The sequence below is a fragment of the Lysinibacillus sp. FSL K6-0057 genome (assembly GCF_038630885.1).
Taxonomy (GTDB): Bacteria; Bacillota; Bacilli; order Bacillales_A; family Planococcaceae; genus Lysinibacillus; species Lysinibacillus fusiformis_F.
The window spans coordinates 3,020,051-3,035,101 of record NZ_CP152047.1 but is presented as its reverse complement, the minus strand read 5'-3'; the positions used below and the strand labels follow the sequence as shown (position 1 = coordinate 3,035,101).

16 protein-coding genes are annotated in these 15,051 nt (G+C 31.9%); 7 read left to right on the top strand and 9 right to left on the bottom strand.

Going from position 1 to position 15,051, the window contains the following annotated elements; translation table 11 throughout:
• Window positions 1-318 precede the first annotated feature (318 nt).
• The 5 genes from MHB40_RS15195 to MHB40_RS15175 all read left to right on the top strand — a co-directional run bounded on the left by MHB40_RS15195 (window position 319) and on the right by MHB40_RS15175 (window position 4,140).
• Window positions 319-690, top strand: a complete 372-nt coding sequence (locus tag MHB40_RS15195; protein WP_342443749.1) for a VOC family protein — start codon at window positions 319-321, stop codon at window positions 688-690.
• Between the two features lie 337 nt (window positions 691-1,027).
• Window positions 1,028-1,417 carry a GntR family transcriptional regulator gene (locus MHB40_RS15190; protein ID WP_004230719.1) on the top strand — a complete coding sequence of 130 codons (390 nt, stop codon included), beginning with the start codon at window positions 1,028-1,030 and terminating at the stop codon, window positions 1,415-1,417.
• A complete protein-coding gene (locus MHB40_RS15185; protein WP_342532822.1) occupies window positions 1,414-2,103 on the top strand; it encodes an ABC transporter ATP-binding protein in 690 nt (229 codons plus the stop codon). The genes MHB40_RS15190 and MHB40_RS15185 overlap by 4 nt, the downstream gene beginning before the upstream one ends.
• Window positions 2,100-2,927: a hypothetical protein gene (locus MHB40_RS15180; protein WP_342532821.1), complete on the top strand. Its 828-nt coding sequence runs from the start codon at window positions 2,100-2,102 to the stop codon at window positions 2,925-2,927. Before MHB40_RS15185 ends, MHB40_RS15180 begins: the two co-directional genes overlap by 4 nt.
• Before the next feature lie 13 nt (window positions 2,928-2,940).
• Window positions 2,941-4,140 (top strand): hypothetical protein, encoded by a 1,200-nt coding sequence (locus MHB40_RS15175; protein ID WP_342532820.1) that lies wholly within the window; start codon window positions 2,941-2,943, stop codon window positions 4,138-4,140.
• A 99-nt stretch (window positions 4,141-4,239) separates the two neighbouring features.
• Here the strand turns inward: MHB40_RS15175 and yfkAB are convergent, their stop codons facing one another.
• On the bottom strand, window positions 4,240-5,427 hold the full coding sequence (gene yfkAB / locus MHB40_RS15170; protein WP_342532819.1) for a radical SAM/CxCxxxxC motif protein YfkAB: 1,188 nt from the start codon (window positions 5,425-5,427) through the stop codon (window positions 4,240-4,242).
• 189 nt (window positions 5,428-5,616) lie between these two features.
• On the opposite strand from yfkAB, the gene MHB40_RS15165 reads away from it, so the two are divergent.
• Together MHB40_RS15165 and MHB40_RS15160 are read left to right on the top strand one after the other, a co-directional pair.
• Window positions 5,617-7,125: a recombinase family protein gene (locus MHB40_RS15165; RefSeq protein ID WP_342532818.1), complete on the top strand. Its 1,509-nt coding sequence runs from the start codon at window positions 5,617-5,619 to the stop codon at window positions 7,123-7,125.
• A 153-nt stretch (window positions 7,126-7,278) separates the two neighbouring features.
• Window positions 7,279-7,461, top strand: a complete 183-nt coding sequence (locus MHB40_RS15160) for a hypothetical protein (protein WP_342532817.1) — start codon at window positions 7,279-7,281, stop codon at window positions 7,459-7,461.
• Between the two features lie 227 nt (window positions 7,462-7,688).
• Here the strand turns inward: MHB40_RS15160 and MHB40_RS15155 are convergent, their stop codons facing one another.
• The 8 genes from MHB40_RS15155 to MHB40_RS15120 form a co-directional block, all read right to left on the bottom strand.
• Window positions 7,689-8,729 (bottom strand): hypothetical protein, encoded by a 1,041-nt coding sequence (locus tag MHB40_RS15155; RefSeq protein WP_342532816.1) that lies wholly within the window; start codon window positions 8,727-8,729, stop codon window positions 7,689-7,691.
• A gap of 21 nt (window positions 8,730-8,750) precedes the next feature.
• Complete coding sequence (locus MHB40_RS15150; RefSeq protein ID WP_257521463.1) at window positions 8,751-8,942, bottom strand: hypothetical protein; 192 nt, start codon at window positions 8,940-8,942, stop codon at window positions 8,751-8,753.
• A gap of 95 nt (window positions 8,943-9,037) precedes the next feature.
• The gene (locus MHB40_RS15145; protein WP_342532815.1) at window positions 9,038-9,751 is read right to left on the bottom strand and encodes a M23 family metallopeptidase; all 714 of its coding nucleotides are present in this window, start codon (window positions 9,749-9,751) and stop codon (window positions 9,038-9,040) included.
• Window positions 9,752-9,828: 77 nt separating this feature from the next.
• On the bottom strand, window positions 9,829-10,113 hold the full coding sequence (locus tag MHB40_RS15140) for a phage holin (protein WP_342532813.1): 285 nt from the start codon (window positions 10,111-10,113) through the stop codon (window positions 9,829-9,831).
• 18 nt (window positions 10,114-10,131) lie between these two features.
• Window positions 10,132-10,545, bottom strand: a complete 414-nt coding sequence (locus MHB40_RS15135) for a hypothetical protein (RefSeq protein ID WP_342532812.1) — start codon at window positions 10,543-10,545, stop codon at window positions 10,132-10,134.
• A 287-nt stretch (window positions 10,546-10,832) separates the two neighbouring features.
• Window positions 10,833-11,165 (bottom strand): hypothetical protein, encoded by a 333-nt coding sequence (locus MHB40_RS15130; protein ID WP_342532811.1) that lies wholly within the window; start codon window positions 11,163-11,165, stop codon window positions 10,833-10,835.
• Complete coding sequence (locus MHB40_RS15125) at window positions 11,152-12,204, bottom strand: RNA-directed DNA polymerase (protein WP_342532810.1); 1,053 nt, start codon at window positions 12,202-12,204, stop codon at window positions 11,152-11,154. Before MHB40_RS15125 ends, MHB40_RS15130 begins: the two co-directional genes overlap by 14 nt.
• A 342-nt stretch (window positions 12,205-12,546) precedes the next feature.
• Window positions 12,547-15,006 (bottom strand): fibronectin type III domain-containing protein, encoded by a 2,460-nt coding sequence (locus MHB40_RS15120; protein ID WP_342532809.1) that lies wholly within the window; start codon window positions 15,004-15,006, stop codon window positions 12,547-12,549.
• Between the last annotated feature and the right edge of the window lie 45 nt (window positions 15,007-15,051).

Here is a 15,051-nt window from a genome sequence, read left to right as displayed (position 1 = left end):
TAATTTTCCTTCTTTTATTTTGTATTTTCTTCGTCATGAAATCTCTAATCAATATAAGAAAATTGAATAAAATAGATAAAAGAAAAAGGTTCTATCAATTCATGACTTGTTTTATTTTATATAGTAGTTGTAGCTTAATCATTTACTATGTAATAGAGCCATCAAAAATCGATTTTTATCAAATTGTATTTTTGTCAATGACTTTTTCACTCGGCTTTACTTTATGTGGTTTACCGTTTTTTAAGAAGAAATAATAACAAAAATCTTAATAAAATAGTATACTTAATTTACCAAATTAACTTTTATTGGAGGATTATGATGAAACTAGGTGCATTCTCTGTAAGTTTAAGTGTGAAGGACATTCACAAATCAAAATCATTTTACGAAAAGCTGGGATTTGAAGTGATGATGGGTGATATAACGCAAAACTGGCTCATTATGAAAAATGAAGGTTGTGTCATTGGTTTATTCCAAGGAATGTTTGAAAAGAACCTTTTAACATTTAATCCAGGATGGAATGAAAATGCTGAGAATCTTCAGTCATTTACAGACATTCGAGCTATTCAAAAAGAGCTTAAAGCAAAGGGGATGTCATTATTATCTGAAGCAGATGAAGCAAGCAATGGGCCAGCAAATCTTACAATTGAAGACCCTGATGGTAATATCATCCTTTTAGACCAGCACAGATGAAACGAAGTGATTCTATCCAAGAATCGCTTTTTTTAGTGCTGATATCCCTATTAAAAATCACTCATTTTGACCTGCTGTAGTTAGTTTGAATAGTATTTTCTTATATCTTTCACAACTGGTTGTGATTTCCATAAAAATGATTGACTTAAAATGTGTATTAAGCATATAATACATTTCAAGAAGTGTATTAACTGTTTAATACACTTTTTTAATGACTGTGTATTAAGTGATTAATATACTAAAAAATAATAGGTCCATGATAGGTGCAACCCATCATTATGCACACTGTGTATTAAGTGGTTAATACACAAAATTAATTTTTGAGGAGTTGAGTTAATTGACTATAAATTTTAATAATCGGGACCCGGTGTATGTCCAGGTGATTCGGCATTTGAAAGAACAAATTGCCAAGGGATTTTATGAGCCTGGTCAGGAAATTCCATCCAGAAGGGAATTAGCCAATCAATTAAAGATTAACCCTAATACTGCACAACGAGCTTATAAGGAAATGGAGGAACAAGGATTGATTTTTACAGAGGGGAATATGCCTAGCTGCATTACGAAAGATGAAGCGGTCCTTAAAAATGTTCGTGAGGAATTGATTATCGAAGCGGTTGACTTATTTTTAGGCTCTATTAAATCTATCGATGTGCCGTTAGCAGAAGTGTTGGAACTCGTAAAGAAAAAACATGATGCCGAAAGCGGAGAAGCGGAGGAATCGAAATGATTGAAGTAAAAAATGTGAAGAAGAAGTACGGCAGGAAGCAGGTTTTAAAAGACTTTTCTTTTACTGCAGAAAAAGGGGAGATTACTTGTTTAATCGGAATAAATGGCGTAGGAAAGACGACAATTATGAAAGCTATTATGGCGCTCACACCAATTAATAGCGGTGAAATTTTGATTGATGGAGAAAAAATCACAAAAAAAAGTTTTGAAAAAATCACCTTCATCCCCGACACGATAACGATGTTGCCACAAATGAAAATCTGTGAAGCTTTTACGTTCATGGCTGATTTTTATAAAAGCTGGAATCCTCAGAGGGCAGAAGAATTACTGCAATTTTTTAAACTTGATCCAACTGAACGAATTGCTAACTTATCGAAAGGGAATACAGCGAAAGTGAATATGCTACTAGGTTTGTCACTGGATGTGGATTACTTACTGATGGATGAACCATTCTCTGGTATTGATATTTTCTCTCGTGAACAGATTGCAGAAGTGTTTACAAGCCATTTAATTGAAGAACGTGGAGTTATTATAACAACGCATGAAATTACTGATATTGAACACTTGATTGATAAAGCAGTCCTTATCGATGACGGTGCAGTATTGAGGGAATTTAGCGTGGAGGAAGTACGTGAGAATGAAGGAAAATCAGTTGTTGATGTGATGAGGGAGGTATATCGAGCATGAAAAACTATTTAAAACTTGTCAATTTTGAAGTAAATCGATTTTTTAAATTGTACCTTATTTTAATAGGCTTGACCATTCTTAGTCAGCTTATTGGAGCGTGGATCATCTCACAAACCTATATGAAAAATGCCAAACAGATGATGGCTGAAAAACAGTTATCTATGAACCAGTATAAGGAGCAATATGGGACTTTTTCTTTTGATCAATTCACTGATTCTGAATGGTTTCTGCTGCCAATCTTTTTTTGTATCGCCATGCTGATGATTTATGTTTTCTTTATTTGGTATCGAGATTGGTTTGGAAAAAATACATTCATTTACAGATTATTAATGTTGCCAACCGAAAGAATGGTCATTTATTTTGCTAAATTAACAACCATAATGCTTCTGGTTCTTGGATTGATTGCCTTGCAAATAGTGCTAATTTTGATGGAAAAACAAATTGTCAATAGCATGATACCAATAGATTTCCAATCAAATTTTTCAATTTATTCTAGTTCTACTCTAAATATGTGGAGGTGGCTGTATCCGACTACCTTTACAGAGTTTATCCTGGTATATGCAGTTGGGTTACTTTTCGTAGCAGTAATATTTACGGCCATTTTAATTGAGCGAAGTTATGGTTTAAAAGGTATCTTTGGTGCAATTTTTTATGGATTGTTGTCACTCGTTGTCTTTTATGCTCCAATCTTCTTCGTTAATTTCTATACAAACTATTTTTATCCACTTGAAATTTTCTTAATGGTAGTGGTAGCAAGCATGATCGTTTTAGGAAGTGCCATTTGGATTGCGAATCATTTACTAAAATATAAAATCAGGGTCTAGAGGAGGTATAACAATGAAAAAATATTGGGAAATAATATGTATTAGTATCTTAATCGTGGCGATAATCGGTTCTTACTATATCCAAAAAACAGCAATGGCTTCCAAAAATGATAGATCCTTTAAAATTGAAACGATCAGCGGAAACAAGGAAGAAATCGAAAATCTTATCCTTCAAACAAGTTATAAGAGTAATGAATTTTATCATATGTTGTACATATCAAAGGATGGTTCCACGAATCCAAATAATCAGTCTTTTTTTAGAGATTTGATTGCCCCGAATGAGCCTATGATTCTTCGAAAATATATTGATGAACACCGTAATTTTATGCGAGGGAAAGAATTTGATCCAAGAAAATATTTTGAAGACAAAGCACGTTTGATTTACACAACGTTTCTAGATGATGGTCGAAAAGAAGCTAAAGGCAATGTATTGACTCTTCAAATCGATACACTTGATAAAAATACAAATGACAGTTCTTCCTTTAAAATCGATATACCAGTCCAAACAAGCTATGATTGGATCAATATGAATGACGTCTACGTAGGAGATGGAAAAATAAATATTTTAACAACAAACTATCCCATAAATGGCGGAGAAGAGTTGCATATCTATACAATTGATGAAAACAAAAAGGAATTGGTGAATGATTCCATTCTTGCGAAATATGTGATGGAAGAAAGAGGCACATCCAGTATCCGTATTTTTAATGAAAACAATGCAATTCAAAACGAAAATTATTATTTATATATGGTGGAAAAATACAGTGATCGAAAAGAAGATTCTGAGGCAGAAGTTATCTCTAGTCAGATTTATCTTTATAACAACGCCAAGAATGAAGTAGAGGAATGGGTTATTCCAGAAGAATTAAAACCCTATCGGAAGGCAATGCACATTCATGAAGAAACAATATTCATTCCTGTTTATTCAGCTAATGGTTTAACGCTGCATCGTTATCATATTGAAAAAAAACAGTGGGAAAAACCTTTTACCCTTCAATATTCAAGCATTATGAGTGAGAAGGATGCTCCTTTTTTACGTATAACAGAAGGTAAATTTTATTTAGTGTATCGAGTTTCTGACGGACAGTGGTTGTCTATCGTTGATTTAAAAACAGGTGAATTGATTTATGAAGGGAAAATCATCTCCGAAGACAAAAAAAATCAAGAGGCGGATTCCTCACTTACTATTGAACAATTATATACTACGCATTAAGAACAGGTATAACCTACGATTTATCGCTCTATATGAAAAAAGAAACTCCATGTTGATCAGTCTTTGTTCAACATGGAGTCTCCCTATTTATAAATTAACTTATAAGCGAGCAGAGCCACTTACAAATGCGGCATCTTGATAATACATGTTTTTTACTAGTACATTTGGCCCTAAGCATTTGACAGCTGGACAATGGCAGTTAAGCGATTTCGCCAAGTCAGTAGCCATCCATTTGTCAAAGATCAATGGTAGTTCATCATGTACAATATTGCCAAGGGCTGGTGTGTCACCAAAATCGGTAACGATTACATCGCCTGTAAAGATATTGATATTTAATCGTGAACGACCATCTGGGTCATTACGCATTGTGACATTCTTCGTTGTACGGAGACGTTGCAACAGCTTTTGATCCGCTTCATTCGTGCTACATGGGTAGAACGGGAGTGTGCCAAACAACATCCACGTATTTTCATCACGAATATCTAACAGGTGATGAATGGCTTCACGCGTTTCCTCTAGTGATAAAGAAGTAAGCGCACTTGCAAAGTCAGATGGGTACATTGGGTGTAAATTATCTTGCGTGTTAATAGAAGAAGTTATTCCTGCGAATCCACTATCATACATTGGATGAATCTCATGACGTTGGCATTTCATTTCTTCTACAACTTGCTTATGAATTTTATCGAGATAAGGAAGTGTTCTTTTATTCAACATTGTTTCAGCAGAAACTAAAACTCCCATTTCTGACAAAGCACGAGAGTTAGTAATCATTTTATCAAATAAAACTTTACGCTGTTCTCTAGTAGGTTTTCTTTTCATCATACCAAAACCAACATCAATAAATTCGTCTTCAGTACCCCAATTATGAGAGATGTGTAATACATCTAAGTATTGAGCTATGAGTTTGTAGCGTTCTAAATCTAATGTTAAGTTGGAATTGATTTGCGTACGAATACCATTTTCATGTGCGTATTTTAACAAAGGAAGAACATAATTTTGTACAGATTTGTTACTCATCATTGGTTCACCGCCAGTTATACTCAATGAACGAAGATGAGGAATCTCTTCTAATCTCTGAAGGAGTAATTCTATAGGAAGTGCATCAGGGTCTTTATGTTGGAGAGTGTGTCCTACTGCACAATGGGAACATCTCATGTTACAAAGGGTAGTAGTGGTAAATTCTACATTCGATAAAGTTAATTTACCATGTTGTTCTATGTCAAGATACGCCTCCCAAGGGTCATACTCAGGCGTGATCTTTGAAATGGTGTTAATTTGTTCAGTCATAATTATTACTCCTATCTATTTTTATACCTATTCATTATGAGTAATCGAAGAGATATATGTCAATGACTAAAGGTTTTTGCAAAACTAACTATGGTAAAATACTTTACATTCAATGATAAATTAATTTTGCATGTGATTTAGTAGCTGATATACTAAGGTTATTAATGCTAATAAAGGAGATATTTTTCTGTGACTAAAAAAAGAAGAGTTGTTATATATGTACGTAAATCACGATTAAAAGATTCTGATTCTATGGAAATTGAGATGCAAATAGAATTATTAAAAGACTACGCAGAAAAAAATAATATGACTTATGTGATTTTTCATGAAGAAGGTAGTTCAGAAGATTGGAATAGACCTAAATTACAAGCTATGATGACTTTTCTAGAAGAAGAGAATTATGATGGAATCTTAGTTACAGACCAAGATCGAATTTCTAGGGATTCTACCGATATGGGATTATTCAAGCGGTTTTGTAAAAAAGAAAAGCTGTTGCTATTCACACTAACAAAAACTTATGACTATTTAAATGATGAAGATGATTTTATTTCAGGAATTCAAGCAGAAATGGATAGTCAGTTCATGAGAGTAACTAAGCGAAAGATGATGCGTGGAAGAATACAAGCTTTACAAAGAGGTGTTTATTTTGGAATACCTCCTTACGGCTATACTAAAGATTATGGAAGCAAACATAAAAACCTAATCATCGATCAAAAAGAAGCTAAGGTTGTCAAAATGATATTTGATTCTTATGTTAACAAAGGAATGAATCAGACTCAAATTGTCAATGAAATAAATTTAATGGGCATTCTAACAAGAGAAAATAAGAAGTGGACTGTTAGAAAAACTTCATTTATTTTATCTAATGTAGCATACTATGGTAGATTACTTTACGAATTAGAGGGAAGAGAACCTATAGACGTTGAAGATGCCCATGAAGCGATAATTAGTAAAGATATTTTTAATAAAGCACAGGTCAAATTAGCAGAAAAAAGAGTAATTCCGCAAAAATCAAGAATCAGCAAATACATGCTTTCGAAACTACTCAGATGTCCTTTATGTAATACCACTCTGTCTTTTTCGAATAGTTATAAAAGTTCTACCCTTAGAGAGAACGGAAAAGCTTTATTTATACTAAATTGTTGGGCTTCATCTAGTCAAATTAGAAAAGAAGAAAATCCTGAGTTAAAAAAATGTGGGAACTATGGTTGCCGTTCGGAGATAGTCGAAAAAAGAGTACTGAATGAACTAAGACTTCGCTTAGATGAAATTCATGAAGAAATAGAGGAGTTAACGAATAATTCATCCTCATTATTTGATGAAATTGGAAGTAAAATCGATCTAATCAATAAAAGAATAAATGAATTAGATAATGAAAGAAAAAGAATACAAGAAGGTTATAAAAAGGGAATATTCGATGATGACGAAGCTCAAAAAGAACTAACTGAAGTAAAAAATAATAAATTAAAATTACAATTGGAAAAAGAAAAACTTGAAAAATCTGATTTGTCCTCTGAAATCGATAAGAAAAATAAAATTAAAGATACTATTATAAATATCCTAGAAGGAGAAGATGATTTAGAAAAATTAAATTCTTCCTTAAGGGAAGTAATTGATTTTATACATTACTACAAAGAAAAGCCTGATAATAGATATTATAAATACCCACCAGTAATACAGATCTATTATAAACAATGAACCATTCAACCCCTTCTAGTTAGTTTATAGAAAGGGGTTGAATTATTAATAATTTAAATCTACAAAAGAAAGTTCCCTGTATTTTTCTTTTCAACTATTCCATTATGTTTAAAAGTAGGTGAGAGTAAGTTTGAATTACCAGTAGTAAAGGTTGTGAATGAGGATAGCGATTTAGATAAATTAAAAAGAGTAATTGCCATTCATAACACTACAAAAATTGCAGAGTTACGAGAGATTATGAAAATAAATATAAATAAATTGAATGATATGATGAAAGAATTAGTCAATGAAAATTGGTTAGAAAAGCCAGAAAAAAACAATCTGGTTATAAATTGATTATAGGCGAAGATGAATTGTGTAAGTGGAGGAATTAAAAATAAAGTGCAATTGGGGGATTGGGAAAGGGGATGCAATTGCAAGCGAAACATTTTTGTAGAAAATGTGTAGCCATCTTTTTCATCCCCTTTGCGGTCTTATGTATAGTTAAGAGTGCAATATAAAATTTGTCACTTATTTTATACTATTATATGTTATGTATTATGAAAGTTAATAAGTGACAAATTTTATTGAAACAATAAATCTATTTCTTCAAGTTGATGATGATTTGGTTCAGTATAATTATTATTTAAGTCTAATAGTGGTGCTTTAATATTCAACAAGACATCTGCTAATGTTGTCATATTAGGAACATAGTTAACATCGAACCTAATATCCATCGTTTTCGGTGAACTAAAAAAATTAGCTTGTCTATTTTTTGCGTTATTTAAAGAATTGTCAATAATCATATTATTTAACTCATGCTTACTTTTATCACGCATAATTTTACTAAGCATCAATGAAACAAGGCTTTCCTTTTCATAGTCGATGAACTTCTCATTTATGATGATCTCATAAGCATTGTAGTAATATTCTATATTTGTTTTTTGTGACAGCCTATCTTTTACTTCTAACTTAAATTTATTCCAATCTTTGCTCTTTCTAACATTGATCATATCCTCGTAACCTAGACTTATTAATACTTCTTTTTCAATTTCCATTATTTGGACTATCTCAAATTCTGTTGCAGTTCTATTCTGTACAGAATCAATAGGTTTCAATTTCTTAATGGTAGTGTAATGAATAACTCTTTTTGATTCTAAATCATTCAGTGCAGTTTTAATGATATTTGCAAAGTTACTATTATTAACATTATAAAAGTCATAAATAAAACTAACATCCATATTAAGATATTTTGAAAGTTTGTTTAGGTTAGAACGTCCAAGGCTGTAATTTTCATTCGTCATTCCTAAAGTATTCATGAGTTTACTTTTGCTGATTGTAATTTTACCATTTTTATAACCTAGTAAATCTAAAATAAGTAACTGTATAGCATCGCCATAAATAGACTTTCTTCCTCTAGTTTCAGCTTTTATAATCTCGTCATCATATATTTCTTCTATAATGAATTTATGCCCTTGTTTAGTATATTTAATATATCTTTCCCAGTCTTTAATTTGCAGTTGTTTAGATTTTCCACTAACAATTTCTTGTTCTAAAATTCTACACATTTCTTTGTAATTCTTTACAACTTGCCCTACTTGTAATTGTTTAAATTTGTTCATCATAATGTTTAATTCTCCTTATTTCTATTGTGTTCTGTATTTTTTAATTGTTTTATTAATTAGTGACAAAACTTCTTGTAACTTTTCGCTATTTTCAAAGCTATATACTATTCCACCTTCGATTTTCTTGTCAGGGAATGTGTAATAAGGAATACCTGATAAAAAGTGAATTGTTTTAGCATAATTGTCCGATTGAACAATGTAATATTTTTTCATGTCATTCACCATCCTTACTTTTAATTTTGGTTAAGTATTAAACACAAAAATCCCCTACAACTATTAAGAAGTAGGGGAATATGCATATTATGTAGTTATTTTCCGAATTTCTTTGTATTAAACTTATCCATATTGTGAAGTAGGGTGGATACCTGTTCACGAGTAATGTAATTCTGTGGATTTGAACCGTCTGTGATACCATTAGCTTTCATCCATTGCCAATCATCTACATGATACTTTAATGGTTCTCGTGATTCTTGCTTGTCAATTTTATTTGCTAATTGTTTCTTTAACTCTGTATTTTCTTTTTGTAGAACAGTAATCATTTCTTTTAATTCATTATATTGTGACATAGTTAGCTCATCTCCATTTTCTTGATTTGAGTTTAATAATGATATGTATTTCATAGGATTTACTGCATTAGGTTGACCAGCTTTCCATCTCCCATTATGGATTTCGAAGTGTAGATGTACACCAAATGAACGTCCTGTCATTCCAGTAATACCTATGCGTTGACCTTGCTTCACATACTGTCCCACTTTAACGCAGAAAGAATCCAAGTGAGCATAGTTTGTCTCATACGTCTTACCATTTATAGTATGAACAATCATAACTACATTACCATAGCTACTCAATAATCCAGATCTAGTTACTTTTCCATCAGCAGACGCATACACTGGAACTTTTTTACCTGCAATTTGATCACATAAATCCACTCCTTGATGCCACTCTCTACCATAACCTAAATTACGCCATCCAAAAGGAGAGGTTAGTCGAGCATTTAGTACTGGACAGATAAAATTAACCATCTAATCATTCCTTTCTTTTTCTTGAAACTTTCAATAAATAATAAGAAATACAAAATAGTACCAATCCAATAAAGGATTTATTTCTTAATATTACTTTTAGATCGTAAGCGATTCATAACTAAGTCACTATCACTAATACCTTTTGTGGTGAAATCTACAACTGCTAAATAAATGAACGCTCCCAAATTAATAAATGTGTATGGATTCTTCAAAGCATCTAAAATTAAACCACCTAATTTACCCCAACTTGTTACATCTTCAAATGATACGTCTGCCATTGCAAACAGGTTTGTAAAGAAAACAATTCCAATAGCAATCCAAAATTGAGGGTTATAGATACGTACTTTCCAGTTAATTTTCATATTTAATCAATTCCTTTCTTATAGTCCTAACCATTTCATGAAGTAAGCTCCAATAATTGTGAGGGGGAGTAGTAGCCACCATTGTATGTATTTTTTAATAGTCTCACTGATAGAAATATTATCTTTACTTGATTCTGACTTTAAATCTTCCTCAATTCCATCAACACGCTTTCCAATACTTTTAACATCATTCTGTAATTCATCTTGTGACATATTTAATTTAGTTAGATTTACATTTATATTGTTAAAAGTCTCATCCATTTTATTTAGTTGAATTTGTTGATTCTTATTCATTTCCTGTTGTTGTTCTGAAACAACTGTTAAACGATAAAGTAATTCATTGTTACCTTCCAATTTTGAAACTCTATGATTCTGATTTTTTAACTCGGTTTCCACGCTTGCTAATCTTTCACCAAGCTTTTCGTTCTCCAATATAATCACCGACTTCTTTAAAATAATAAAAAGAGTAGGGGAGATTAAACTCATACCTACTCTAAAGTTATGTGTATTTTAATACAATTTTTATGTATTTATATGTCTTTTATGCATTATTTTTGTATTAATATACATTCTGATTTAAATAATATATGTCTTTTACAAAAGAGTGATATTACTGTTCGATTCCAAGCATTTTCTTAACTGCCGCAAGGTAACGTTCTGGTACATCATCAATAGTACAATAATCATATTTAATTTTAGTTGCCCATAATCTAACCATCTTACGCACCTCCTTCCAAAGATTTTACACGTTTCTCTAGCTCTGCATTTTGTTGAATTAAAGTAGCTAATAAATCAGCAACCATCGCATTATCTTCAATCAAAGTAGAAGTAACATCTGCTACGTCATTTACATCAGATTTCATTGACTTAGCGTTACCACCAATCATTTCATGATACTCATCTTTACTGTATTGCGTTTCATCGTATTCCCAACCTTTGAAATCTTCTTCATCAATACGAATAATGTTATTTCGCACATACACTGTATCAATGTTTACTTCTAAATCTTTTACTGTGTTCTGTGTACCTTTCACTTTTTTATAATTTTTCAACTTTTAACACTTCCTCTGTATAATATTTTTCTGCATAATGTTTCAACGGTTCGACATATTTTTTAGTTAAATTGTATCCATTACACCATAGTAACCACCCCTTATACGAATTAATAGAACACCACTCAGAATGAGTCATCTGTTTTTCGTTTTGACATTTCTTTAGAATTTTTCTCATTTTACGCTTAAATTTCAAAGCAGTATTCTTTCTGAGTAGTATATAATCACCAAAATGTCTATACCCTACAAAATCAATTCCTCTAATAAAAGTAGGAAACACTTGCCAATTTTCCTTTATTTTTAAGTCTAAATTTACTCTTAGATAATTTTCGATTTCTAATCTAAGTTTATGGAGATAATTCTTATCATGGTGAAGGATATAAACATCATCCATGTATCTTCCGCTAAATTTGACTTGCTTTTCTTCTTTCAACCAGTGGTCTAAAAATGATAAATAGAAATTACCAAAATATTGTGATGTATAGTTTCCAATTGGCAACCCTTCATCACAACTATCGATTATATCATCTAGTAACCACAATAAATCTTTGTCTTTGAATTTCTTTCTTATCAAACTTTTAAGTATTTCTTTATTTACAGAAGGAAAGAATTTTTTAACATCGAATTTGTAGCAGTAAGTAACTTCTTCTTTGTTTTTCAGAAAAGTGTCTAACCTTTGCAATGCTACATGTATTCCTTTGTTTGGTAATGCTGCGTAGGTATCGTAAATAAAATGATTTAAAAATACATGTTCTATTTGTTGCATAATTGCATGTTGAACAATTCTATCTGGAAAGTAAGGAAGTTTAAATATTTCTCTTTCTTTCTCTTTGTCTATTATTGTAAACACTTCATAGTTTGATGTAGTAAATGTTTTGTTTACTAACATTTTTTGAATTTGTTTTAGATAATAATCTAGATTCTCATCGACCATTTTGACTTCCGAATAATACGATTTATTCTTTCTTGCGTTTTTATGTGCTAGTCTTAGATTGTCTAAAGTTACTATCTTATCAAAAATATTTCCATATCTTTTCACATTATTCCTCCAAAGATTTTAGCTTTGTGTTCTAGAGCCAAGCGTTCGAGATTAAACCTACTAACATAGCTTTTTGGTGCCATTTTAATGTTTTACCATGAGGTAGGGCGTATAAGACTCAATGTATTTTATTTTTTTATAAACACAAATTGAGTGAGGTGGGTGGTAATATTCGAATTAGAATTAGAGGTGGAATAACTCAACTGAAGCTGAAAAGCACCTGTATTCGAAGTATTATTCCAATTGCTACTGAAATAAGTAACCTTAGTAGTATACAGACCCCCAAAAAATGAGCCTTATATGCCATTTAAAATTAAATTATTATATGAATTAATGGAACAATCAAAGGTGAGCGAGGCGGGCGGCAATATACGAAGCAGAACCAGAGGCGAAATAACTCAACTGAAGCCGAAAAGCACCCGCATCCGAAGCAGCATCCCAATAGCCACCGAAATCAGCAACCCTAGCAGCAGCATACAGATTCCCAAAATCACTATAATAAGTAGTAGATGAACCACTTGATGATTTAATTATAAAACCAGTTTCAGTACCACCTTGTACTTTATCAATATAACCACTGATATCCGATGTAGCACCTTGCCCAAAATTACTATAACCACTTCCGTTGTCGTTAAAATTTTGATTTCCAATCATGATATTTCTATTGCTATCACTGTATAATCCATCTATCCAATAGTAACAGTTGCCCCAAAAATCCTCTATACCACAGAATTTATTTTGTAGTTTGCCAGTATTTTCACCGTAGAACATACCTTTTTTATCTGTACCACCAGTTGCGATAGATGATGAATTACCGTCAACATATCCATGACCTAAAGCAGTTTGAGAATCTCTATTTTTAAACATAACAATGTACAATACTTGTAGCATTAATAGTGGATAATACGCCATTTGTTCATAGTCACTACCGTTTGCTTTCGCTAACGTTCTAAATGCACCGATAGTTTTATTTGTATTAGGTGTTTTACCTCTTAGCGAACGTAACTTAGATGCCATTTCGTAACCTAGATACGCTGATACATAAATTTTATCTTTTTCAGCACTACCTCTTGTATGTGCTAGACATTTATACCCACTATCAATTTTTGTATCTGAATATCTAACGTATAAATTACTACCAATCGTTTCGAATTTCCAATAGATTTTCGGAAACTCGACCATCACATCTCCATCATTACCACTTGTAATATCAGCACTTCCGCCACTTTCTTTTTGCGTGTAATCGTTTGGATTGAGATAGTAATTGACTACACCATTTTTTAACACGCAAGGCTTAATCTGATTGAACGGAAACTTATCTTGCCAGCTACCATAACTAAAATTACCGTTATTTCCACTTGCAGGAGTAAATCCTACTGCATCATCTGTATATGTCAAGGCTGTTTCTGGGTTACTGTTATTTGTATCAATTTTTACACCGTAAATGACTGACGCTTTAGGTGTAGCTGAAATTTGTTGACTAGTAGTTGTTGTATTCACATTGCCACTATTGTCATAAGTAAATGCCCTAAAATAATACATTGTATCATTTGTCAATTCAGTAACGTTAACTGTTGTTCCACTACCTTCATACACTACTGTACCATCCACAGGTGACGTAGGGTAGCTACCGACTTTGCGTAAAATCTTTGTTTTATTGAAATCAGAATCTGTCGGATTTATCCAATTCAACGTAACTTGAGCATTACCTGCTTTAGCTGCAAAGTTTGTAATTGGTCCAGGAGGCTCTCTATCAATTTCTGATAATACAACTACCCATTTATCCTTCAATTTATCGTATCGAATGGTATAGTTATCGTCTAATCCTGTAATATCTACCTTCTTACCACCAATACCTGAATTATTCATGATTTCATTAATTGCATTGACTAGATTAGACTTGTCCGCGGTTTGTAAATCTTCTTTATTACCGATTTTACTATTGTAATCAGATTCTATTTGAGATAACGTTTTTCCACCTAATTTATCCGCGTTATCTGCGTTTAAAGCTACCCATGAAGAAGTACCAGTATTATAATATTTAAATTTATTAGTATTAGAATCAACCCACACCATTTTATCAATTGGTGAAGAAGGTGGGGTAGAGGAAACAACTATTCCACTTCTTGCTAAAAACAGTCGCCAAGATGTTCCATTCTCCGAAGGGGTTTCTCCAACTACAGTAGATATACAATAGAATACACTTCCATTGTATTGAACTGCTTCATTTGGATTATAAGTGATGCTAGGGGAATATTCATTTTTAAAAGTCAATCCTACTCCTGCAACACCTTGTTCTCCTTTATCTCCCTTTTTAGATTGAAGAATCCAAAATTCATTATCACTGTTATCTAATGGTGCATTATTATAATTATCTTTAATGCATAAATAAATTTGACCATTGAATCTAACCATATTTTTCTTATAATATTGGACAGTAGGAGAGTAGTTTCCAACTAGATTGAACTTATCCACTTCAGCCTGAAACTCTACTTTTTTAGATTCAGTATAGTTTTGAGTGTCAGTTTTAAGTTGGTTGACGTAATCAAGTGTATTTTCCACAAAATATTTTTGAGTAGCTGAAATTTCATCACCTAATGTATTAATCCACTCAGGACTGATCGTGTAATTTTGTAATTCGCTTTTTAACTGATTTAATCTTTCTATTTCTGTCACAGTTTTGTTCGGTTTAATTAATAAAGCTTTATATTCTTCAGCTTTATTAATGAGACTTGGTGAAAGGTCGTGTAATTCTGGTAATTCCAAATATGAATTTGGAAAATTACTTCGTTTATATGCCAATTAATTCATCCTCCTTTATCTACAAATAAAAAAAGAAGGGTAGAG